The following is a 22,742-nucleotide window of genomic DNA, read 5'->3' on the forward strand; positions in this document are numbered from 1 at the left end:
TTGCCGAGCTGATGATTTATCGGCCTGCCACGCCCGCCCTATGATTTTTTCGCCCCCGCCAACTCGCTTGGCCGGACTCGGCTGGTGAGGCATGCGCAAGGCCCCTGCTGACCAGCCCGGCCGCCGCGCCGTCCATCGAAACCATTGACAGCGCTTACCCAGGGAGCAGACACATGCCGCTCCCATTCGCCACAGGAGCTCCACCATGCCCAATGATTTTCCCCAACCCGTGGACGCAGCGCTGGTACCACGCTTCGCCGGGATTCCGAGCTTCATGCGCCTGCCGGTCTTTGATGACCCGGCCCAGGTGCAGATCGCCCTGGTCGGAGTGCCCTGGGACGGCGGCACCACCAACCGCGCCGGCGCCAGGCATGGCCCGCGAGAAGTGCGCAACCTCTCCAGCCTGATGCGCAAGGTGCACCATGTCAGCCGTATCGCCCCCTATGACCTGGTGCGCATCGGCGATCTCGGCGACGCTCCCGTCAACCCCATCGACCTGCTGGACTCGCTATCGCGCATAGAAGCCTTTTTCCGCGACTTGCACGAAGCCGGTGCCGTGCCCCTGGCCGTTGGCGGCGACCATCTGGTGACCTTGCCGATCTTTCGCGCCCTCGCCCGCCAGCGGCCAATCGGCATGGTGCATTTCGACGCTCACTCCGATACCAACGACCGCTATTTCGGCAACAATCCCTACACCCACGGCACACCGTTCCGGCGTGCCGTGGAGGAAGGCCTGCTGGACCCGCGACGCACCGTGCAGATCGGTATCCGTGGCTCGGTCTATTCGGCCGATGACGAGGCCTTCGCTGCCGAGACCGGCATCCGCGTGATCCATATGGAAGAGTTTGCCGAGATCGGCGTCGCCGCCACCCTGGCCGAGGTCCGACGCGTGGTCGGTGACGGCCCGACCTATGTCAGCTTCGATGTCGACGTGCTGGATCCGGCCTTCGCCCCCGGCACCGGTACCCCGGAAATAGGCGGCATGACCACCCTGGAGGCCCAGCAGTTGATCCGTGGCCTGCGCGGCCTGAACCTGATCGGAGCCGATGTGGTGGAAGTGTCGCCGCCCTTCGACGTCGGCGGCGCCACGGCGCTGGTGGGGGCGACCATGATGTTCGAGCTGATGTGCCTGCTGGCCGAATCCATCGCCTCTCGCCGCTGACTCGGAGATCCGCACCGGTGTAGGCTTTGCCCATCCCCTTGCCGCGCCTGATGGAGGCCAATGTGCTGGGCAGCCTATCCGATATCGACCTGCGCATGCTGCGGGTCTTTTGCACCATAGTCGACGCCGGTGGTTTCACCGCGGCCCAGGCCAGGCTCAATACCAGCCTGTCGCGCCTGAGCGTGGTGGTACGCGATCTCGAGGAACGCCTGGGCTGCTCACTGTGCCGACGCGGTAGCAGTGGCTTCCAATTGACCGAGGAAGGCCTGGAACTGTTCGATGCTGCGCAGTTGCTGTTTCGCGACATCGAGCGCTTTCGGCAGCAGGCCAACCAACTCGGCGGGCCGGCACGCGACCATCTGCAGATCGGCAATGTCGACAGCATGCTCAGCCTGTCCTATGCGCCATTGCCCCTGGCCATCAGCCTGTTCCGCCAGCGCCTGCCGGAAGTCCGCCTGGGCCTGCACATACTGCGTCCCGACGAGCTTGAACAGGCCGTGCTCGACGAGCGCCTGCACCTGGCCATCGGAGCCTTCCACCACCAGCTCTCCGGGCTGCGCTACCAGCCGCTGTTCGAGGAGGAACAAAACCTCTATTGCGCTGCTGGGCACCCGCTGTTTCAACGCAGCGACACTGACCTGACCCTGGAAGAAATATGCAACACACCCTATGTCGGCCGTGGCTACATGGCTGAGAACCAACGCCCCCATGGCCTGTATTTTTTGCAGAGCGCCACCGTCTACACCATGGAAGCGATTGCCACCCTGGTGTTTTCCGACAGCTATCTGGGTTACCTGCCCAGCCACTATGCCGCCAACTGGGTGGCCAGGGGCCAAATGCGCGCCCTGTTACCGCAGCGCCTGGCCTATCGTTCGACCTTTCACTGCATCACCCGTCAGGGCCAGGAGCCGAAAGCCGCCCTGACCTGCTTTCTACAGGCCCTGGAGCAAGCGCAACAGCAGCTGGCTCAGGGCAGGTAGAGGCTGAACACACCGCCGCCCAAAGGCCCGCCGTTGCGAATCTCGGTACGTCCGCAGACACCGTTGCGCTGATGCAGCGCGGCAATGCGCCCGGCGAAGTACAACCCCAGGCCGGTGCTGCCGCTGCTGTGATTGATGCCTTGCACGTAGTCGGCCTGGTTATCGATCATCGGCTGCGGATAACCCTCGCCATCGTCATTGATCGTCAGCACCGTCTGCCCGCCTTCATCGTGCACGCTGACCAGCAACGCATGGCGCGCATAACGAATGGCGTTGTTGATGCAGTTGTCCAGCACCGAGGCGATCAATTCCCGATCGAAGAACCCCAGGGGGGTCAAGGGATCGACTTCATAGGTCGCGGCAATGCCACGACTGGCGAACACATCCTGATGGCTGACCAGTTGCGCCTCGATGAAGTCATCCAGTTCGTGGTAACCCGGCTGCACCGGCAACTGGTTGACCCCCAGTTTGTAGAGCCCCAGCAGTTGCACCAGCATGCCGTTGAGATGGGCAAACTCGAACTCCATCACGCCCTGCTCCGGCGTGCCCTGGTGCGCCTGCGGCAGTGCCGCCAGCCACTGGGCATGGGCCTGCATGAGCAGGGTCAGGGAGTTCTTCATGTCGTGCACGGTAGAGGCGATCACCGTGGAAAAGTCGAGAGCCTGTTCGTGGGTATTCATTCGCCAAACGCCTTGCTTCGCAGCTTCTGATAACGCGGATAACGCGCGTCGGTATCGGGCATCAGGCCGACCATTTTCAGGCAGGTCCGGCACTCATCCAGCAGTGCCGTGTCCTGGGTGATGTCGGTGCCGTGCAATAGCGACTGCGCCATGTTCAGGGCAATACTGATGTTCTTCGGTTGCATGGCCAGGGCCCGACGGAACAGATCCCGGGCTTCACCCAACGCGCCGGCCTTGTAGCTGCGCACGCCTTGACGGTTCATGTCCGCCGCCGCGTTGGCAGAGTTGAGAATCGCCGGGTCATCGGTGAGCTTGGCAATGCCTTCCATCACCTTCGGGTCGTCGCCGTAGATTTCCGCACAGTTTTTCAGCATCGATGCACCGGCATCGGCCTGTCCCAGCATCTGCAGTTGCTTGGCCACCAGCAACGCCGCTTCCGGGCTCATGAACTGCTCCATCCCGTCCAGACGCAGCATCGCCTGCTCGGTGAGTTTTTCCGCCGTTTCAGCATCGTTGAGCAACAGGCTGGTGGCCTTCATCAGGCGCGCGCGAATCTGCAGCCCCGGATCGCTGGGGTTTTCCTTGGCCACCGCACTCAGGGTGCTGTTGATTTCCAGGCGCGTGCGGGTATCCAGGCCCCTCTCGCTGCCCTTGCTGATCAACGCATGGGCCAGGCCAAGGTTGCTTTCCGGATCCTTGAAACGCGATTGCGCGCCTTGCGATACCGCCTGGCGATAGGCCTTGGATGCGGTCTCGAAGTCTTCGTTGGTCATCGCCAGCTTGCCCAGCAGCGCTTGCCGGCGCACGGCCAGCGGCGACAGGCGCACCGCCTCCTCCAGCACACTCTGGGCGCGCTTGGAATCACCCTCGGCGAGCAACACATCGGCCATGCCATCGTAGAGCGCCGGCATCATCGGAAACGCCTTCAAGGCCTTTTCATAGATGGCCTTGGCCTGGGTCACCTGGCCACGCTTGAACAGCAGACGCCCCAGGCCGACATAGGCCCACGGCAACGGGCGATCCGCCAGGATGCTCTCGTACAACCGCTCCAGCGCCTCGTTCTGATTCATGTCACGCAAGGCATCGGCCCGGTAACGCAGGCACAACGGCGCATAACGCGGATCCTGCTTGCACAGGGCGATGCAGGCATTGAGCACCTCGAGCGGCTTGCCGCGATCGAGCGCCTGCAGGATCGGCTTGAGCAACGACTTGCGCTGCTGCAGCCGCTCCAGCCGCTGAGCCAGACTGGAGCGGTTGAAAGGCTTGGTCAGATAGGCGTCCGGCTCGTGCTCGAGGGCGCTGAGCACCATCGACTGGCTGGTCTCGGCGGTGACCATGAGAAACACGCTCTCATGGCTGATCAGCTTGTCGGTCATCAGGTCTTCGAGCACCTGCTGACCATTCTTCTTGCCGTCGCCCAGGTGGTAATCCTGCAGGATGAAGTCATAACGCTTTTGCGCGCACATGCGCAGCGCCTGCTCGCCTGTATCGGCAGTGTCTACGTCCTTGACGCCCAGCTCACGCAGCATGGACCGGACAGAACTGCGGAAATCCGAGAAATCATCGACGATCAAAAAGCTTTTTTGGTGGTACGCCAGCATCGAAGATTCCAGACCCGTAAAAAAGATGAAGTCCGCGGCAACAGCAGGACACGCTCAAGGTCGTCACCCTTGTTGCCCCCGGACAACGATAATGGCCACAGGCCATCAATGCATTCTACATCAACCCACAATGGCGCCCGCCCGCTCTCGCCGGACACTCGGTCCATGGCCCCGCCATTTGACCTGCAACAACATCCATGGGGTTATCGGCCGATTCTGGCGTTCCCTTATAGATAGTTGCCAAAAGCATTCGATATCCTTGCTCGCGCCGCCCGCCAGCTCCGGTTGCGGCAAACTCCATCGGGAATATCAGCCGCGCGGCATCAACTTTAAGCCAGCCACGCCGATACCTTGCAGACAGACAGCAACAGTCAAAACGAGCGCAACATGCAAACCTGTATCCAAAACCTCATCGACCAGGGCGCCCATATCTTCGGCGAGATCCTGGACGCTGACCGCACGCAGGCGCTGTACCGCGAAATGATCGCCGCACGGGCCTTCGGGGCCGGGCTGTTCATGGACGAGGCTGAATACCTGGCCCAGGAAAACCACCTCAACGCCAACCCGAACAAGACCTTCAACTTCCTCAATGGCTTCGAGTCGCAATTGCAGTTCATCGAGCAGGATCCGCGCCTCACTGCGGTCCTCGATGAAGTGCTAGGCGCCGACTATGAGGTGGTGATCAAGAAAGCGGTGTGCGGCGTACCGGATTCGTGGCTGCCGGACTGGGTGCGGGAAAAGATCCGCGATGTGAATGTGGCGAACCTGGGGCCCTATATCAAAAAACCCTTTCGCGACATCACCTACTTTCGCGGGATCGACTTCCACCAGGACATCATCGATTGGCCCCAGGGCCGGGTGGAACTCGACCCCTCGACCTTTCTGACCCTGTATGTTTACCTGCACGACGTCACCGAAAACGACTCGCCCCTGCACCTGATGCCCGGCACTCACCGCTTTGGCGCCACGCTGTTCCCGCATCGACTGGAACATCAGGAGCACGACCAATGGACCTACGCCGACGATCATGGACAGCAGATGCCCTGCCAGGATTACCGGCTGACCGGCGGGCCGGGTTACGTCGGGCTCTGGCATAACTGCACCTTGCATGGCACACGACCGGTGGCCAACGAGTCGGAGCAGTTCCGCCTGTCGCTGCGTTATCTGCTGGGCAAGTCCCGAGGCAATACCGGCAAGACCGCGATCGACACCATCAACGGTGCGATCCAGGGTGAGTTGCAACCGGTAAGGACCCGACGCGACCTGAACGCCAAGGGTATCGCCCAGATCAAGGGCAACATCATCAATAACAATGGCTAGCGTCACCGCCTTTACCGAGCGGGCGAACCGCTCGGGTGACGATCTACCACCGGCAGCACCAGCAAGACGAGGTCAATGTGTCGACAGGGTTTGGACAAAAAGCGCGGGTGCTGATATTCGGCACCGGCGCCGGCGGGGTCAACTTCTACAAGTACAACCGCCGCCGCTACAGGGTGATCGGCTTCGTCGATAACAATCAGCAGAAGCAGGGCCAGCGCCTGTTCGGCAAGTTGATCCACGCGCCTCAACAATTGAGTTCGCTGGCTTTCGACAAGATCATCATCGCCAGTGATTACTACCGCGAGATCCATCCGCAGCTCACTGAGAAACTGGCCATCAACGAGCAAAAAGTCGAAGTGTTCCATGGCGCGCAGATCAGCTCGCAGCTCCCATGGTTCCAGCGCATTGGCAAACGCCTCGAGCAACTGGGCTATGAACGACTGTGCAGAAAGCCGGGACTGATCAGCGACCTGCTGTATCGACTGTTTTTTCGACGCCAGGATACCCGGCGCCTGGCCTTGCGCTGGCTGGATGAAAGCGACGAGCACAAGGTCCATGTCTTTCGCCCGAGCCAACCGGGCACCAGCCAGCCCCCACGGTTCCTCCATCAATCGACACCAGCGATCACCCTGGCGTTACCCGAGATCGCCCTGTATCACTTCCGGCAGGGACAATTCTGCTCGGTGTCCCGTTCGGTGATACTGCCCGGCGGGCAATTGGTGCTGGAGCGAGTGCCCACGGCAAAATCCTCGCAGGCCGACTATAGTGCTGCGCACCTGCTCTACCACGGCCAGCGCCTGGCCCTGGTCAGGACCGGCAAACCCATCGAGCTGGAAAAAGGCCTGCTGATCAGCGGCTGTAACGAGCAGAACTATTACCACTGGACGGTAGAAGTCTTGTCTCAACTGCAATTCGTGGCCGAACTGCCGCCGCAATATGCGGACTATCCACTGCTGATCTCCAAGAGCAGCCAGAACATTCCCTCGATCAAGGCCCTGATCGAGGCGATTGGCGTTGACCGACCGCTGGTACTCCTGGACAACATCACCAGCTATCAGGTGGCCGACCTGCTGCTGATCAGCGCGCCCAACAACATGATCCCGAACTTCAAAGGCGTGGCACAGAACAGTGCCAGCAGCGGCTTCGCACGCCCGGAATCGATCAACTTCCTGCGGGAAAAAGCCCTGCGTCTGGCCCATGACATCCCCACCAGCGAACTCCCCAAGCGAGTATTCCTGGCCCGCAAAGGTTTTCTCCGGCACTACAACCAGGCCGAAATCCTCAAGCTGCTGGAACCCTATGGGTTTACCTGCGTGTACATGGAGGAACAGGACATCAGCCATCAGGTGGCGATCATGGCCAATGCCGAAGTCATAGTCGGCCCCACCGGCGCGGCCTGGACCAATCTGATTTTCGCCTCGAAAAACGCCCGCGCGCTGTGCTGGATGGCCGAGGAGTATGGGCAGCTGTCGTGTTTTTCCAACCTGGCGGCGATCGTTGGCGTGGAAATGGACTACATCGCTTACCGGGTGGGTTCGACCGACTCCCGAGAACTGTATTACCGAAATTATCGAGTCGACGCCAAGAGCGTTGAAAACTGGCTGCAACAGCATTTGTCGAAACGGCTCGAAGGGGAGACGCGATGAAGATTCACATTCTGCCGCTGCAGACCCACGGCGATGACCGTGGTTCGCTGATCGCCCTGGAAGAAGGGAAAAACATCCCCTTCCCGGTGAAGCGGGTGTACTACATGTTCAATACCGGTGAAGGGGTTCGCCGCGGCTACCACGCCCATAAGACCCTCAAGCAGGTGGCCATCGCCGTACGCGGCTCGTGCCGTTTCCTGCTGGACGACGGTCGGGAAAAAATCGACATCACCCTGGACAATCCTTGCCAGGGCCTGCTGATCGAATCCTTTATCTGGCGTGAGATGTATGACTTCTCTCCAGACTGTGTGCTGATGGTCCTGGCCGATCAACTCTACGAAGAAGGCGACTATGTTCGAGACTATGCCCAGTTCATGGACATGGTCGGACAATGACCCAAATGATGAATATTCCGTTTCTGGATTTGAAAGGCATCAATCACGAATATGCCGATCAGCTCAAAGCCGCTTGTAGCCGTGTGATCGACTCCGGCTGGTACCTGATGGGGCGTGAGCTTGAGCAATTCGAGGCCGCGTTCGCCGATTACTGCGGCAGCCGGCATGCCATCGGCGTCGCTAACGGCCTGGATGCCCTGACCCTGATCCTGCGCGCCTGGAAAGAGCAAGGCCGGCTGCAGGCCGGTGATGAAGTGATAGTACAGAGCAACACCTTTATCGCCACCATCTCGGCCATTCTGGAAAACGATCTGGCGCCGATCCTGGTGGATGTGGACCCGACTACCCACAATCTGGAAGTCGAAGCCGTCGAACGGGCCATCTCGGAAAAAGCCCGGGTGATCCTGCCGGTGCATCTTTATGGGCAGCTGTCGCCGATGCCGCAGATCATGGCGCTGGCCCACAAGCATGGCCTGCTGGTGCTCGAAGATGCCGCCCAGGCCCATGGCGCCGAGCTGGCCGGGCGCAAGGCCGGCAACTGGGGCGATGCCGCGGCGTTCAGCTTCTACCCCGGCAAGAACCTCGGAGCCCTGGGCGACGGCGGAGCCATCACTACCAACGATGCCGAGCTGGCAACCTTGGTCCGGGCGCTGGGCAACTACGGTTCGCGCGTCAAATACCAGCACGATCATCAGGGGGTGAACAGCCGCCTCGATGAAATCCAGGCCGCGATGCTGGGAGTGAAGTTGGCGCACCTGGACAGCGATACTGCCCGTCGACGCAGCATCGCCCGCTACTACAGCGAACACATCCGGCACCCGGGAATCACCCTGCCCTCGGTGACGACTGCGAGCGCGCATGTCTGGCACCTGTATGTCATTACCTGCCCATGGCGCGATCAATTGAAGGCGCATCTGGCCGAGCGTGGCATCCAATGCCTGGTTCACTACCCACTGGCGATCACCGAGCAGCGGGCCTACAGCGATCTGGCCAGGACCTCCCAGGCATCCCGGGCGCCGCTGCATGACTCGATCCTGTCATTGCCGATCTATCCGACATTGGGCCAGGAACAGCAGCAACGCATTGTCACCGCCATCAACCAGTTCACCGCCCACTGATGCGCCTGTTGCGAGGTGCCTAGAAAGCACCTCGCAACTGAGCGAACTGCTCGTCAGTCACATAGTCGGCGAGTGCCCGACCGCAATGGTCGGCAGCCTCCAGCCTCGCTCCCTTGCGCAGCAACAACTGAAAGGTTTTACGACAACGCCCGGCGAGGTAAGCATCCTTGGCATACATCAAGGGCGTCGTGCCTTTGTTGTTGGTCCGCTCCGGGTCGGCCCCCTGCTGTAACAGCCAGTCAACCACCTCATAGGCGCCCGCATAACTGGCGACGATCAGCGGCGTCCAGCCTTGCGGGTTGGCATCGTTGTAACCGGCAATATTGGCCTGCAGTGCCACCACCGCCTCCAGATCGCCTCGTTCACAAGCCTTAAGCATCTCCGACAACCGATCAAAATTCAGCCGGACGTCATAATCGATGGTGCAGAGCTCGACATAATCGTCAGTTGTGCTGATCAGGGTCCCGGCCTTGAATTGCGAACGCCCAGGCAGAATCGTCGCCGAGACCACCGGTTTCCCATCCCAGCGCAAGAATTGATATTCACGAAAGGCGAACGCCCTGATCTGGTTGCGTAGCGCCCAGGCCGTCGACAGCGGATCGATCTTCAACGCCCCATAGTCGATGGCGTCCTTTGAAAAGTAGCTGGATCCCACCGCACTCTGTGGCTGCGCTCTGACGCCATCATCGACCAACCTGGCAAACCACTGCTCCAGCAACTGGCCGGCATGCTGATTAAAGGCGAAATAGAGATCGCGGCAGGTCCACCAGGATGGGATCGGGAATACCTGTTGCGCAACGATGTCCCCAGTATCGATACCCCGGTCAATGAAATGCAGGGTCACGCCCGCCTCGGCCCTGGACTCCAGCAACGGCCAGACCGAGGTAAACATACCCTTGTATTCGGGCAGCCTTGAGAAATGAATGTTGAACACACGACTGATGGAGAAGCGCCCAGGCACGACGATCCGGTCGAACTCCAGGGAAATGAACGCGATGGACGCTACTTCATAAGCCGCCTCCAGGCTGATCTCACGCACACCATACTTTTGCGCGGCCGCCCGCAACGAACGTTGCCAACCATCGACGCCCGTATCGTTACGGTTGCAGACCACGGCAATTTCGTCGGGCGAAAATTGTCGCAGAGCCCGTTCCAGGCCAAATACCGAAATATTGTTTTTTCCAGCAATGACAATCATGGGTGACTCCACAGCATCGAGAACTGCGTGTACCAAACGTAGCCGTTACCAGGAAATAAAGACGAAAACCACGTTTGGCCTGAAAGCCCGGAAATAGATGGTGTCCCAGGGCAGGTTCGAACTGCCAACCTTCCCCTTAGGAGGGGGATGCTCTATCCAATTGAGCTACTGGGACAAATTGACCACCGCGTGTACTGCCGCGGCGCAAAGGACGGCGTGCATGTTAACGGCCAGCCCTGCTTTTGTCATGTTGTGAGTAGGGCTTTTTAACCGGTGGCGGCCTCTGATCATCAGGCAACTTGCCAGAGCTGCCGTGCAAATTGCATCACTGCAAAAAGCCATCATTGCAGAATGCAATCCGCCATCGTCTAAAAACCCTATCAAATCATTGTTTTTAAAGGGTTTATTAGAGGTTAGACTCTTGGCATGAGCGCTGCTTCCTCTCTATGAAAGAACAGTGGAGATCAAGCCCATGAACAGCGCCCTTCTTCTATCGAATGCCATTGCCATCGCCGTACTGGTGGTCTTCCACTTTCAGCCTGATGGCAGCGCGGATCAGAGCCCCCAGTACAGGGCCCACTACGCGCAACACCAGGCCCCGCAATTGGCTGTGATGAGCAGCGCATCGGAGAATCCTGGCATGGCACAGGTCGCCGATGCCCCAGAAGCCGTTGTTCTACCTGCCAATCCAAGACCCGAAAGCTGGGTATTTTGAATATCACCCCATCAGGAGCCTGTTAATGTCCCGACTTGCCAAAGGCCTTCTCATCCTGGCAATACTCAGTGCCACACTGGGTTGCTTCACCACTGAAAATACTCTGGGTGATGCGCCCCTGGTTGCCTGTGGTGTTTTTTCCGGCCTGTTCCTGCTGGCGCTGGTGTTGGGACGTAAAATCAAGTTCGACCCCGTATTGCGCTGATCCCCTGCGACCTCAATAGCTTCAGAAAACGCTCAAGCGTCACGGACAGCTCGCTCGAGTTATCCAGAAAAAACACGGACTCTCCCAGCACAGGCCCGCCCTCAGCGGAAAAAAGAGCGCTTCTCTTGAGTCTCGCCTCGATCTGCGCCGCACTTTCGCGACCGCGGTTCATCAGTCTTTGCCGCAGCACGTCGATGTCCACCGTTAACAGAATCGCCAAAAGCTCCGGATAACGCTGGCGAGCCTGATCCAGGTGAGCCCTGGAGCCATTGATCAGGACATGACGCCCACTGGCCAGCCATTCGTCGATCTGCACGGGAATTCCGTAGGCCAGGCCATTGGCCCGCCAGCACAAGGCAAAGGCGCCCTGCCGCTCAAGACGCTCGAACTCGTCAGCACTTACCCCATGGGCCGCTTCCCCCACGGATTCCGCGGAGCGGGTGATCACCCGCCGCACCACATCACAGCCGAGCTGCGCCAGAGGACGGCGCGCAGCCTCGATCAGGCTGTCCTTTCCCGATCCGGAAGGCCCCATCAAATAAATCAATCTGCCTGGCATTTGAAGACTCCATGGCACTCGCAGCCTAGTAAATCGGCAATTTGCCACTATCCTGTACAAGGTAGGAAACAATGATCGGATCCGCATGCATGCCCGTCTGGCGACGCACAAGCGCACTACCATCGGACATCAGGACGCGGGCAGATAGGCGGACCAGGCAATCTTTTCAAACCAGTCCGCATTTCTGATAATTGGTGCTGGCATAACGCCTTTACCCAGTTCAATATTTGTCACAGAATTGACGCCAAGGATCTGGCTATCTTGAGGCATGATGCGGGCCTCTTAACAATTCAGGTTGAACATTTGGCAGCAACGCTTGTCCTAACTGACATCCCGCGGCCAATTCCGAGAACCGCTCCCCTGAACTAACCGGTTAAATATATGCGCCCATTGAAACAGGCAATTTATTCCAGCCGTACGGCTGACAAGTTCGTCGTACGTCTACCCGACGGGATGCGTGAACGCATTGCCGAGGTGGCTCGCAATCATCACCGCAGCATGAACTCCGAAATCATCGCGCGCCTGGAACAGAGTCTTATTCAGGAAGGCGCCTTGGGTGAAGAGTTGAGCATGCGCCTGGACAGCCCAGAACTCTCCTTGCATGAACGCGAACTGCTTCAACGTTTCCGTCAACTTTCCCACCGCCAGCAGAACGCTCTCGTTTCGCTGATCGCCCATGACGCCGAAATGGCCGCAGACGCTTCCTGATTCGACCTCGAAAGCTAGAGCCAGCCTTGTGCTGGCTTTTTTTTGCGCGAAATTTGCTGCTCGAACGCTACAAAACACAGAAGCCTGGGTGGCAAGGGGATGGAGAAAACGATACAGCCCCATTAGAGGGGCTGTACGCGGGATCAAAGCAGGAAGATGGTGGCCAGCCCAAGGAAGATAAAGAAGCCGCCACTGTCGGTCATGGCCGTGATCATGACGCTGGCTCCCATGGCTGGGTCGCGCCCCAGGCGCGCCAGCGTCATCGGAATCAGAACCCCCATCAGCGCCGCCAGCAACAGGTTGAGCGTCATGGCCGCCGTCATCACCACACCCAACGACCAACTGCCGTAGAGCAGGTAAGCCACCACACCGATGACTCCGCCCCAGACCAGGCCGTTGATCAAGGCCACCGCCAGCTCCTTGCGCATCAGACGCGAGGTATTGCCGGTGCTGACCTGGTCCAGCGCCATGGCGCGAACGATCATGGTGATGGTCTGGTTACCCGAGTTGCCGCCAATACCCGCCACGATCGGCATCAGGGCCGCCAGGGCCACCAGCTTTTCGATGGAGCCTTCAAACAGACCGATCACTCGCGAAGCGACAAATGCGGTGATCAGGTTGATTGCCAGCCAGGCCCAACGGTTGCGCAGGGAACGCCAGACCGAGGCAAAAATATCTTCTTCTTCACGCAGACCGGCCATGTTGAGGACTTCGGTCTCGCTCTCCTCACGAATCAGGTCGACCATTTCATCGATGGTCAGACGGCCGATCAATTTGCCGTTCTTGTCGACCACCGGCGCCGAGATCAAGTCGTAGCGCTCGAATGCCTGCGCAGCGTCGTAGGCATCTTCGTCCGGATGGAAACTTACCGGGTCGCTGGCCATGACTTCCGAAACCTGTTTCTCCGGATCATTCACCAGCAACCGCTTGATGGGCAGCACCCCCTTGAGCACGCCGTCATAGTCGACGACGAACAACTTGTCGGTATGGCCTGGCAACTCTTTGAGGCGACGCAGATAACGCAGAACCACTTCAAGGCTGACATCCTCACGGATGGTCACCATCTCGAAGTCCATCAACGCACCGACCTGCTCCTCGTCATACGACAAGGCGGAGCGAACGCGCTCGCGCTGCTGGCCGTCCAACGCTTCCATCAGCTCATGGACAACGTCTCGCGGCAGCTCGGGAGCCAGGTCAGCAAGTTCGTCGGCGTCCATCTCCTTGGCAGCAGCCAGGAGCTCATGATCGTCCATGTCGGCGATCAGGGTTTCACGTACGGAATCGGATACTTCGAGCAGGATGTCGCCGTCACGCTCGGCCTTGACCAACTGCCAGACAGTCAGACGCTCGTCGAGCGGCAAGGCTTCAAGGATATAGGCAACGTCGGCAGAGTGCAGATCGTCGAGCTTGCGTTGCAGCTCGACAAGGTTTTGCCGGTGGACCAGGTTCTCGACCCGATCCTGATGATGACCTTCCTGACGATGAGTCAGGTCTTCGACCACCCGCTGGCGCTGCAGCAGCTCAACGACTTGAGCGAGGCGATCCTGCAGGCTGTCTTGTGTTTTCTTTACTTCTACTTCGGTCATAGGCGAACTCCACTCCCAGCAGAGGAGCACGCCGGAAGGATCAATCAGTCAATTCATGATTGTAAAAACGGGATACTGAGTAACTACTGGGTAAGTCCATGGAGGTATTCCACAAGCCCCGGCGGGGCTGACGGGCGCAATCATACACCGCTTGACGGCTTTAAACGTTAAAAAATCATGGCAAGAACAAGCGCTTGCGGCGCAAAGCTGAAGAAGCGCTGAATCTATAAAGCTGCGACGCACCATCCGAAAAAGAAAACACACCCCAGACCAAAAAACTGCGCCCGGAACTCGCTCCCGCTATCGATTCACAATTGCCGGGAGTTTTCGAAAGGCCACATCAAAAGGACAGGCACACGCTGAATACGACGCCAGAATGATCGCGACGTTCAAACAGAGGAACCAATAAAGAAGGGAGAAAACCCAAACGGCAGAAAGCAAAAAGCCCGCAATAAATGCGGGCTTCTTGGTATATGGTGCACTCGACAGGATTCGAACCTGTGACCGCTCGGTTCGTAGCCGAGTACTCTATCCAGCTGAGCTACGAGTGCATTTGTTGCCGCGCATTATAGGCCGTTAAATCTTTTTGTAAAGCACTTTTTCTAGTAATTTCAACAACTTACAGAAGAAGCCAGATTACAACGAACTAAGTAAATAATGGCGGAGAACGGGGGATTCGAACCCCCGACACCCTTTTGAGGTGTACTCCCTTAGCAGGGGAGCGCCTTCGGCCACTCGGCCAGCTCTCCGCAACACGGGGCGTATATTAACCAGCTTTCTCCCCGTTTGCAAACAAAAAAAACGATAAAAATTAATGGCTTGGTTCTTCGTCCTTCTCTTTCTTTATCCGCAGGTAAATTTCTTCCCGGTGCACCGCTACCTCTTTAGGGGCGTTGACACCGATACGCACTTGATTTCCTTTGACGCCAAGCACGGTCACGGTGATTTCGCCATCACCAATAATCAGGCTTTCTGCGCACCGACGAGTCAGAATCAGCATACCTTTCTCCTCACGCATTTCATTTCAGGGACAACAGTCTGCAAAAAAAAGGGTATCGACCTACAACCAGGACGGCCGTAGCCCTACACGCCTAAGTATTGACTAGCGCGAGCAAAAGAACAGTTTTCTGTCACGCCGATCAAAAAAACAAAGGGCGCGGTAAACCGCGCCCTTCGGGCAACGCATCACTCGCCCTGTCGGGCCGGAGCGTCCAGTTCGAAAGCCGTGTGCAGAGCGCGCACAGCCAGTTCCAGGTACTTCTCTTCGATCACCACGGAAACCTTGATTTCCGAGGTCGAGATCATCTGGATGTTGATGCTTTCCTTGGCCAGTGCTTCGAACATTCGACTGGCAACACCCGCGTGGGAACGCATGCCAACGCCAACGATCGAGACCTTGGCGATCTTGGTATCGCCTACCACTTCCCGGGCGCCGATTTCACGGGCAGTGTTTTCCAGCACTTGCTGGGCTGCCAGGTAATCGTTGCGGTGCACGGTGAAGGTGAAGTCGGTGGTGTTATCGTGCGAAACGTTCTGCACGATCATGTCGACTTCAATATTCGCGGCACTGATCGGGCCGAGAATCTTGAAGGCCACGCCGGGAGTGTCTGGCACGCCACGGATGGTCAGCTTGGCTTCATCGCGGTTAAAAGCGATGCCGGAAATGATCGGCTGTTCCATGGATTCCTCTTCATCAATAGTAATGAGGGTACCCGGACCCTCCTTGAAGCTGTGCAGTACGCGCAGCGGAACGTTGTACTTGCCGGCGAACTCGACTGCGCGGATCTGCAGCACCTTGGAACCCAGGCTGGCCATTTCCAGCATTTCTTCGAAGGTGATCTTGTCCAGGCGCTGGGCCACGGACACCACGCGCGGATCGGTGGTGTAGACGCCGTCGACATCGGTGTAGATCTGGCATTCGTCAGCCTTCAGGGCTGCCGCCAGTGCCACGCCGGTGGTGTCGGAACCGCCACGACCGAGGGTAGTGATGTTGCCGTGCTCGTCGACGCCCTGGAAACCTGCGACCACAACCACGCGACCAGCCTTCAGGTCACCGCGAATTTTCTGATCGTCGATCTGCAAAATGCGCGCTTTATTGTGCGCGCTATCGGTCAGAATCCGCACCTGGTTGCCGGTATAGGAGACTGCCGGCACGCCGCGCTTGATCAGCGCCATGGCCAAAAGTGCGATCGTTACCTGCTCACCGGTGGAAACGATCACGTCCAGCTCGCGAGGAACCGGCTGACCGTCGCCGCTGATTTGCTTGGCAAGGTCGATCAGACGGTTGGTTTCGCCGCTCATGGCCGACAGCACAACCACCAGGTCGTCACCGGCTTCGCGGAATTTTTTCACCTTGTCGGCGACCTGCTCGATTCTTTCGACAGAACCGACCGAGGTGCCTCCAAATTTCTGTACGATCAAAGCCATTTCTAAGCCGCCTCAGCCCGTAAAGGGGCGCCCATTAATCAATCAAACTGCGCAGCTCCAAAGCCCGCCACTAGACGACGGGCTCGGCTTGGAACCTTAAATCCCCTGCTCGACAAACGGAACGGTCAGGGCCAGCGCGGCATCCAGCGCAGCGGCATCGACACCACCGCCCTGCGCCATGTCCGGACGACCACCGCCCTTCCCGCCCACTGCCGCAGCGGCTTGCTTCATCAAATCACCGGCTTTGAGTTGGCCAGTCAGGTCCTTGGTTACGCCCGCAACCAGTACGACCTTTTCCTCATGGACACTGCCGAGCAGGATCACTGCGCGACCGAGTTTGTTTTTCAACTGATCGACCAGCGCCAACAGCGCTTTGCCGTCCTGACCGTCCAGGCGCGCCGCCAGCACTTTCGCGCCTTTGATATCCAGCGCCTGCGCCAACAGGTCGTCGCCAGCGGCACTGGCCGCCTTGGCCTGCAACTGCTCGAGTTGTTTCTCCAGCAGACGGTTGCGCTCCAGCACGGCCGACAGCTTGTCGATCAGGTTGTCACGGCTGCCCTTGACCAGGGTCGCCGCTTCCTTGAGTTGCTCTTCCGCAGCGTTCAGGTACGCCAGTGCCGCGGCACCGGTGACGGCTTCGATACGCCGTACGCCAGAGGCCACGCCGCCTTCGCTGATGATTTTCAGCAGGCCGATATCACCGGTGCGATTGGCGTGGATACCGCCACACAGTTCAACGGAGAAATCGCCGCCCATGCTCAGGACACGCACGCTGTCGCCATACTTCTCGCCGAACAGCGCCATGGCGCCCTTCTGCTTGGCGGTGTCGATATCGGTTTCTTCGGTTTCCACCGCGGTGTTCTTGCGAATCTCGGCGTTGACGATGTCTTCCAGGGCCTTGATCTGCTCAGGCTTGATTGCTTCGAAATGGCTGAAGTCGAAACGCAGGCGCTGACTGTCGACCAGCGAACCCTTCTGCTGTACATGCTCGCCCAGTACCTGGCGCAGAGCGGCGTGCAGCAAGTGGGTGGCCGAGTGGTTCAACGAAGTGGCGTGACGCACCTCGGCATCCACCTGGGTTTGCACCGGTGCACCAACGGTCAGGCTGCCGCTGGCCAAGACGCCGTGGTGCAGGAAAGCCCCGCCGGTCTTGGTGGTATCGCGCACGTCGAAACGCGCATTACCCGCTTGCAGGTAACCGCAGTCGCCGATCTGGCCGCCCGACTCGGCGTAGAAAGGCGTCTGGTCGAGAACCACCACGCCCTCTTCGCCTTCGCTCAGCACGTCGACCGATTGCCCTTCCTTATAAAGAGCAACCACCTTGGCCGAACCACTGGTGGCGTGATAACCGGTGAATTCGGTGGCCACATCGACCTTGACAAGGCTGTTGTAGTCCATGCCAAAGGAGCTGGCGGAACGGGCACGTACGCGCTGGGCTTCCATCTCGCGCTCGAAACCTTCCTCGTCGAGGGTCAGTTCGCGCTCACGGGCGATGTCGCCAGTCAGGTCCATCGGGAAACCGTAGGTGTCATACAGCTTGAACACCACGTCGCCCGGTACCACCGTGCCTTTGAGTTCGGCCAGGTCCTGCTCGAGGATCTTCAGGCCCTGCTCCAGGGTCTTGGCGAACTGCTCTTCTTCGGCTTTCAGCACGCGCTCGATGTGTGCCTGCTGGGATTTCAGTTCCGGGAAGGCTTCGCCCATTTCGGCAACCAGGGCAGCGACGATCTGATAGAAGAAGCTGCCCTTGGCGCCCAGCTTGTTGCCGTGACGGCAAGCGCGGCGAATGATGCGACGCAGGACATAACCGCGGCCTTCGTTGGAAGGCAACACGCCGTCGGCAATCAGGAAGCCGCAGGAACGGATGTGGTCGGCCACGACTTTCAAAGACGCCTGGGCGTCGTTGGTGCAACCGATGGCCTTGGCCGCCGCGTTCAGCAGGCTCTGGAACAGGTCGATTTCATAGTTCGAGTGAACGTGCTGCAGGACCGCACTGATCCGCTCCAGGCCCATGCCGGTGTCCACCGACGGCGCTGGCAACGGATGCAACACGCCATCGGCGGTGCGGTTGAACTGCATGAATACGTTGTTCCAGATCTCGATGTAACGGTCGCCATCCTCTTCCGGCGAGCCCGGTGGGCCGCCCCAGATGTCGGCGCCGTGATCGTAGAAAATCTCGGTGCAAGGACCGCACGGGCCGGTATCGCCCATGGTCCAGAAGTTGTCGGAGGCGTATGGCGCGCCCTTGTTGTCGCCGATACGGACCATGCGCTCGGCCGGAACCCCGACTTCCTTGGTCCAGATGTCATAGGCCTCGTCATCGCTGGCGTAGACGGTGACCCAGAGCTTTTCTTTCGGCAGGTTCAGCCACTTGTCGGAGGTCAGGAATGTCCAGGCGAAAGTGATGGCGTCACGCTTGAAGTAATCGCCGAAACTGAAGTTGCCCAGCATTTCGAAGAAAGTGTGGTGACGGGCGGTGTAACCGACGTTTTCCAGGTCGTTGTGCTTGCCGCCGGCGCGTACGCATTTCTGGCTGCTTACGGCGCGGGTATAGGCGCGCTTTTCCTGGCCCAGGAAGCAGTCCTTGAACTGGTTCATCCCCGCGTTGGTGAACAGCAGGGTTGGGTCGTTGCCCGGAATCAAAGAGCTGGAGGCTACACGGGTGTGGCCTTGCTCTTCGAAGAAGCGAAGGAAGGCTTCACGGATTTCTGCGCTTTTCATTAGGTTCTTCCACGGAGACTGCGGCCAAAGGCCTGTGCGAAACGTCATCAGACGAAACGACGGCAAAGGGCCGCATTATATCGGCCCTGAGCTTGGGGTACAGCGTGTTTATACGATAGAGACGGTCAATTGGACGGCTAACACTGTCAGTTGCGGGAAAAATCGATAAAAGTCCCGACGACCTGCTCGATTTGTGCACGACTGACGTCCATATGGGTGACCATCCGCAGCCGCGACGCGGCGCTCAACCTGATCCCGCGCTCGCCGGCGAAGGCCTTGAGCGCTTCTGCCCTGTCGCCCATCGCGACATAGACCATGTTGCTCTGCACCGGCTCGACGTCATAGCCCGCTTCACGCAGCCCCTCGGCCAGCAGTTGGGCATTGGCGTGGTCATCGGCCAGGCGCGCTACGTGATGATCGAGCGCGTACAGGCCCGCCGCGGCCAGGATTCCGGCCTGGCGCATGCCACCGCCGACCATCTTGCGCAGGCGCCTGGCCTTGCCGATCAGCTGCGCCGAACCGCACAGCACCGAGCCCACCGGCGCGCCCAGGCCCTTGGACAGGCACACCGAAACCGAATCGAAGTACTGGGTAATCTGCCGCGCATCGACACCCAGCTTGACCGCCGCGTTGTACAGCCGCGCGCCGTCCAGGTGCAGGGCCAGACCATGCTCACGGGTGAAGGCCCGGGCCTGCGCCAGATAGCTCAATGGCAGCACCTTGCCCTGCATGGTGTTTTCCAGCGCTAGCAGGCGGGTACGGGCAAAGTGGAAATCATCCGGCTTGATCGCCGCGGCCACCTGGGCCAGGTCCAGCGAGCCGTCGGCCTGGACTTCCAGTGGCTGTGGCTGGATCGAACCCAGCACCGCCGCGCCGCCGCCCTCGTACCTATAGGTATGCGCCTGCTGGCCGACGATGTATTCGTCGCCACGCCCACAATGGGCCATCAAGCCCAGCAGGTTGCTCATGGTGCCGGTCGGCACGAACAGCGCCTCGGCGAACCCCAGGCGCTGCGCCAGTTCAGCTTCCAGGCGGTTGACCGTCGGATCTTCGCCGTAGACATCATCGCCCGTGGCCGCCGTGGCCATTGCTTCCAGCATGCCTGCCGTGGGTTGGGTAACGGTGTCACTACGAAGATCGATAACGCTCATGAATCAGGCCTCGGCAAGGGGACGCGAACGTCGCTGCGGATAAGGAAATTCTTTCGAACTGAATTACTACGGGCACAACCGTGATTTATCAAGGCCCGCCCGGGAAAAGCCCAGCGATGGACATGAAAAACCGATGTTTATCATCCAAACGCCGCAATGCACCGCCGAAAAATATGTGTTACAAACTCACCGCCGCCGCAAAGCCCGGTGGCAACGTTCTCAGGGCGGGGTGTAATTCCCCACCGGCGGTAATTGCGCGCAATGCGCATAGCCCGCGAGCGCTTGGCGACAGGCACCGCTTCGGCGGCGAATGACGGCAAGGTCAGCAGACCCGGTGTGATCCCGGGGCCGACGGTCATAGTCCGGATGAAGAGAGAACGGGATTGGTGCCAAAGGGCCGTCCACAGACCTGCGCATGACTGCTTGTGCGCCTGACCTGTACGTACCCTTAAATCCCTTTCGATTCATAACGCCCTGTTTTTCACACAAACAGGAGTCAGAACCAATGCAACCCACCGCAATCGATAGCAAAAGCAAACAGCATCACGGCGAACGTGTGGCGTTTATCCAGGCCTGCTGGCACAAGGAAATCGTCGACCAGAGCCGCAAAGGGTTCGTCAGCGAAATGCTCGCCCAGGGTTATCAGGAAAGTGATATCGACTTCTTCGAAGTCGGCGGCGCCTTTGAAATTCCACTGCACGCCAAGCTGCTGGCCAAGTCCGGTCGTTATGCCGGCATCGTCGCCGCGGGCCTGGTGGTGGACGGCGGTATCTACCGCCACGAATTCGTCGCCCAGTCGGTGATCAGCGGCCTGATGCAGGTCCAGCTGGAAACCGAAGTGCCGGTGTTCTCGGTGGTCTTGACCCCGCATCACTTCCACGCCGGTGAAGAACATCAGAAGTTCTTCTTCGAGCATTTCGTGCACAAGGGCCAGGAAGCCGCGAAGACCTGCGCCGACACCCTGCACAAGACTCGCGCCCTGCGTCGTCATGAACAGCGGGTAGCGGTGTAAGCGTCAGACGCTGAAAGCAAAATCGCGAGCCAGCTCACTCCTACAGGGGCCGAGCTGGCTCGCGATGCTTTTTGTGGCCGCTGCCGCAGGCTGCGATAAGGCCCGCAGGGCCTTCTAATCAACCTCAAAAGCTGCGCCCGCTACGCGGTCGATCGCAGCCTTCGGCAGCGGCTACAGGTTGCCGTATCAGGCCAGGCCGTCAGCCGTGGTCGGCACGATCAGGATCCCGGCACGCAGGCCGTTCTTCACCTTGGGGTTGGGGAAAATGATCCGCGCGCCCTCCTCCTCGACTATCCAGCGGGTCTGGGCGATATCGTCGGCCAGCAGGTAACCCACTTCCAGTTCGGAGAAGTTCTCGATGTCCGCCGGCAGATGCAGGTGGAAGGTATCGCTGTGCTTGATGATTTCCCGAGCGACGCTGAACAGCTGCAAGCCATCCAGCTTCTCCTCCGTCATGGGCGGTTCGCGGCCTTCGATGATCTGCTTGAGGCGGGTTTCCAGACGCTCGACATTCACCCCCTGGTTCTGCCCGAACGGCCGGGCCTTGCCCAGCTCCAGGGTGAAAGACTCGGCGTCCAGCTTGTCGTAGGTATAGGAGCTGAACACGATGGACGGTTTGTTCTGCAGCAGCACCGCCTGCATGCCCGCGGCCCGCAGGCGCGCCAGTTCCCGGCGCGAGTGCTGGCGACCTTCCTTCCACGGATACAGGGCGAACTGTTCGATCTTCGAACCGCGGATCGCCGTGTGCAGGTCGTAGTGCAGGCGGGTACGCTCCGGCAGGCTGAAGAAACTCGCCGCCAGGCGCTCCAGCTCGCAGGCGCGCAAGGCTTCGTTGCCGCTGCTTTGTTCATGCCGGCCATTGAACAGCCGGTTGATGTCCTGCTCGATGAAACGCTCGCCGCGGCGCATGGCCTCGGGGTTGCCGAACAGGAACAGAATGCGTGCGCACGGCTTGAGGTCGCCGCGGGCGATGTCGTGCAACAGACGGTCGAGCAACTCGATCGGTGCCGTCTCGTTGCCGTGGATGCCGGCCGACAACAGCACATCCATGCCATTGTCCCGCGCCTGGGGTGGCCGGACCTCCAGCGCACCTTCGCTCAGCCAGCGCATCCGCACGCCGTCGACAGTCAGTTGAGTCTTCTCCGCCGGTTCACGACCGGCGAGGGTCAGTTCAAGCAGTTTGCCGAGGGCGAGCATAGAACGTTATTCCTTAATGGTCGTGCTGGCAGTCAGGGCCGTGCACGTGATCGTCGTCACCAGCGTCGGCCGGTTCCATTTCCAGTTGCAGACTTACCAGATTAGTCGCCAATGGGCGCAGCAGCAGGTTGGCGTATTCTTCGTCGCCTTCCTCGACGTCCACGCCGATCAGCAGCTGGCCACGGCCGTCCTGCTGGATCCACAGTTCCTTGCCTTGCCACATCACGGCAACGCGGGTGCAGGAAGTTTCCAGTTGAGTGCCGTCGGTGTCTTCAAGGATCAGCTGCAGGGTATCGCTCATTTATTACGCTCTCATCTGGAGGTAAAGCGGCGCGCCTGGATCAGCAGAAGCAGGCGCGGG

Annotated in this window: 22 protein-coding genes, 3 tRNA genes and 1 riboswitch; of the genes, 10 read left to right on the top strand and 15 right to left on the bottom strand. The window is 59.5% G+C overall.

Annotated features, from left to right (window positions below; genetic code table 11):
- Window positions 1-205 precede the first annotated feature (205 nt).
- Window positions 206-1,162 carry an agmatinase gene (gene speB, locus AC07Y9_RS04150; RefSeq protein ID WP_007921619.1) on the top strand — a complete coding sequence of 319 codons (957 nt, stop codon included), beginning with the start codon at window positions 206-208 and terminating at the stop codon, window positions 1,160-1,162.
- A gap of 50 nt (window positions 1,163-1,212) precedes the next feature.
- Window positions 1,213-2,142: a LysR family transcriptional regulator gene (locus AC07Y9_RS04155; protein ID WP_219734996.1), complete on the top strand. Its 930-nt coding sequence runs from the start codon at window positions 1,213-1,215 to the stop codon at window positions 2,140-2,142.
- Here the strand turns inward: AC07Y9_RS04155 and AC07Y9_RS04160 are convergent.
- Window positions 2,130-2,822, bottom strand: coding sequence for a sensor histidine kinase (locus AC07Y9_RS04160; protein ID WP_053262282.1), 693 nt, complete (start codon window positions 2,820-2,822; stop codon window positions 2,130-2,132). The genes AC07Y9_RS04155 and AC07Y9_RS04160 overlap by 13 nt on opposite strands.
- The gene (locus tag AC07Y9_RS04165; protein WP_007921613.1) at window positions 2,819-4,423 is read right to left on the bottom strand and encodes a tetratricopeptide repeat-containing response regulator; all 1,605 of its coding nucleotides are present in this window, start codon (window positions 4,421-4,423) and stop codon (window positions 2,819-2,821) included. The genes AC07Y9_RS04160 and AC07Y9_RS04165 overlap by 4 nt, the downstream gene beginning before the upstream one ends.
- 387 nt (window positions 4,424-4,810) lie before the next feature.
- Between AC07Y9_RS04165 and AC07Y9_RS04170 the strand changes: the two genes are divergently transcribed.
- The 4 genes from AC07Y9_RS04170 (at window position 4,811) to AC07Y9_RS04185 (ending at window position 8,902) form a co-directional block, all read left to right on the top strand.
- Window positions 4,811-5,743: a phytanoyl-CoA dioxygenase family protein gene (locus AC07Y9_RS04170; protein ID WP_053262284.1), complete on the top strand. Its 933-nt coding sequence runs from the start codon at window positions 4,811-4,813 to the stop codon at window positions 5,741-5,743.
- 77 nt (window positions 5,744-5,820) lie between these two features.
- A complete protein-coding gene (locus AC07Y9_RS04175) occupies window positions 5,821-7,389 on the top strand; it encodes a glycosyltransferase family 61 protein (protein ID WP_102690451.1) in 1,569 nt (522 codons plus the stop codon).
- Window positions 7,386-7,784: a sugar 3,4-ketoisomerase gene (locus AC07Y9_RS04180; protein ID WP_009045148.1), complete on the top strand. Its 399-nt coding sequence runs from the start codon at window positions 7,386-7,388 to the stop codon at window positions 7,782-7,784. The genes AC07Y9_RS04175 and AC07Y9_RS04180 overlap by 4 nt, the downstream gene beginning before the upstream one ends.
- Window positions 7,781-8,902 (top strand): DegT/DnrJ/EryC1/StrS family aminotransferase, encoded by a 1,122-nt coding sequence (locus tag AC07Y9_RS04185; protein ID WP_102680565.1) that lies wholly within the window; start codon window positions 7,781-7,783, stop codon window positions 8,900-8,902. Before AC07Y9_RS04180 ends, AC07Y9_RS04185 begins: the two co-directional genes overlap by 4 nt.
- A gap of 19 nt (window positions 8,903-8,921) precedes the next feature.
- Here AC07Y9_RS04185 and AC07Y9_RS04190 read toward each other — a convergent pair whose 3' ends face one another.
- Window positions 8,922-10,100 (bottom strand): ankyrin repeat domain-containing protein, encoded by a 1,179-nt coding sequence (locus tag AC07Y9_RS04190; protein ID WP_102680564.1) that lies wholly within the window; start codon window positions 10,098-10,100, stop codon window positions 8,922-8,924.
- Window positions 10,101-10,198: 98 nt separating this feature from the next.
- A tRNA-Arg gene (locus AC07Y9_RS04195) sits at window positions 10,199-10,275 on the bottom strand.
- A gap of 297 nt (window positions 10,276-10,572) precedes the next feature.
- On the opposite strand from AC07Y9_RS04195, the gene AC07Y9_RS04200 reads away from it, so the two are divergent.
- Together AC07Y9_RS04200 and AC07Y9_RS04205 are read left to right on the top strand one after the other, a co-directional pair.
- The gene (locus tag AC07Y9_RS04200; RefSeq protein ID WP_009045152.1) at window positions 10,573-10,815 is read left to right on the top strand and encodes a hypothetical protein; all 243 of its coding nucleotides are present in this window, start codon (window positions 10,573-10,575) and stop codon (window positions 10,813-10,815) included.
- A gap of 25 nt (window positions 10,816-10,840) precedes the next feature.
- Window positions 10,841-11,020: a PA3371 family protein gene (locus AC07Y9_RS04205; protein WP_009045153.1), complete on the top strand. Its 180-nt coding sequence runs from the start codon at window positions 10,841-10,843 to the stop codon at window positions 11,018-11,020.
- Here the strand turns inward: AC07Y9_RS04205 and phnN are convergent.
- Together phnN and AC07Y9_RS04215 are read right to left on the bottom strand one after the other, a co-directional pair.
- Window positions 10,995-11,579, bottom strand: a complete 585-nt coding sequence (phnN, locus tag AC07Y9_RS04210; protein ID WP_102680563.1) for a phosphonate metabolism protein/1,5-bisphosphokinase (PRPP-forming) PhnN — start codon at window positions 11,577-11,579, stop codon at window positions 10,995-10,997. The two genes, AC07Y9_RS04205 and phnN, sit on opposite strands and share 26 nt — an antisense overlap.
- A 129-nt stretch (window positions 11,580-11,708) precedes the next feature.
- Window positions 11,709-11,849, bottom strand: a complete 141-nt coding sequence (locus tag AC07Y9_RS04215) for a hypothetical protein (RefSeq protein ID WP_173679801.1) — start codon at window positions 11,847-11,849, stop codon at window positions 11,709-11,711.
- 111 nt (window positions 11,850-11,960) lie between these two features.
- Between AC07Y9_RS04215 and AC07Y9_RS04220 the strand changes: the two genes are divergently transcribed.
- Window positions 11,961-12,287 (top strand): Arc family DNA-binding protein, encoded by a 327-nt coding sequence (locus tag AC07Y9_RS04220; RefSeq protein WP_003178899.1) that lies wholly within the window; start codon window positions 11,961-11,963, stop codon window positions 12,285-12,287.
- Window positions 12,288-12,430: 143 nt separating this feature from the next.
- Here AC07Y9_RS04220 and mgtE read toward each other — a convergent pair whose 3' ends face one another.
- The 7 genes from mgtE to ltaE form a co-directional block, all read right to left on the bottom strand.
- Window positions 12,431-13,873: a magnesium transporter gene (gene mgtE, locus AC07Y9_RS04225; RefSeq protein ID WP_007921578.1), complete on the bottom strand. Its 1,443-nt coding sequence runs from the start codon at window positions 13,871-13,873 to the stop codon at window positions 12,431-12,433.
- Window positions 13,874-14,347: 474 nt separating this feature from the next.
- A tRNA-Arg gene (locus tag AC07Y9_RS04230) sits at window positions 14,348-14,424 on the bottom strand.
- Window positions 14,425-14,531: 107 nt separating this feature from the next.
- Window positions 14,532-14,622: transfer RNA gene (locus tag AC07Y9_RS04235), tRNA-Ser, on the bottom strand.
- Between the two features lie 62 nt (window positions 14,623-14,684).
- Complete coding sequence (gene csrA / locus AC07Y9_RS04240; RefSeq protein ID WP_002554426.1) at window positions 14,685-14,873, bottom strand: carbon storage regulator CsrA; 189 nt, start codon at window positions 14,871-14,873, stop codon at window positions 14,685-14,687.
- Between the two features lie 185 nt (window positions 14,874-15,058).
- Window positions 15,059-16,300, bottom strand: a complete 1,242-nt coding sequence (locus AC07Y9_RS04245; RefSeq protein WP_007921569.1) for an aspartate kinase — start codon at window positions 16,298-16,300, stop codon at window positions 15,059-15,061.
- A gap of 96 nt (window positions 16,301-16,396) precedes the next feature.
- Window positions 16,397-19,021, bottom strand: a complete 2,625-nt coding sequence (gene alaS, locus AC07Y9_RS04250) for an alanine--tRNA ligase (RefSeq protein WP_102680562.1) — start codon at window positions 19,019-19,021, stop codon at window positions 16,397-16,399.
- Between the two features lie 146 nt (window positions 19,022-19,167).
- On the bottom strand, window positions 19,168-20,172 hold the full coding sequence (gene ltaE, locus AC07Y9_RS04255; RefSeq protein ID WP_102680561.1) for a low-specificity L-threonine aldolase: 1,005 nt from the start codon (window positions 20,170-20,172) through the stop codon (window positions 19,168-19,170).
- Window positions 20,173-20,383: 211 nt separating this feature from the next.
- A riboswitch (FMN riboswitch) is annotated at window positions 20,384-20,555 on the top strand.
- Between the two features lie 122 nt (window positions 20,556-20,677).
- Here ltaE and AC07Y9_RS04260 point away from each other — a divergent pair.
- Window positions 20,678-21,184: a 6,7-dimethyl-8-ribityllumazine synthase gene (locus tag AC07Y9_RS04260; protein ID WP_053262292.1), complete on the top strand. Its 507-nt coding sequence runs from the start codon at window positions 20,678-20,680 to the stop codon at window positions 21,182-21,184.
- A gap of 186 nt (window positions 21,185-21,370) precedes the next feature.
- On the opposite strand, the gene astE is transcribed toward AC07Y9_RS04260, so the two are convergent.
- Both astE and AC07Y9_RS04270 read right to left on the bottom strand, forming a co-directional pair.
- Window positions 21,371-22,381 (bottom strand): succinylglutamate desuccinylase, encoded by a 1,011-nt coding sequence (gene astE / locus AC07Y9_RS04265; protein ID WP_053262293.1) that lies wholly within the window; start codon window positions 22,379-22,381, stop codon window positions 21,371-21,373.
- A 13-nt stretch (window positions 22,382-22,394) separates the two neighbouring features.
- On the bottom strand, window positions 22,395-22,682 hold the full coding sequence (locus AC07Y9_RS04270; protein ID WP_007921560.1) for a hypothetical protein: 288 nt from the start codon (window positions 22,680-22,682) through the stop codon (window positions 22,395-22,397).
- Window positions 22,683-22,742: the final 60 nt, after the last annotated feature.

The sequence above is a fragment of the Pseudomonas sp. GW456-L12 genome (assembly GCF_059424045.1).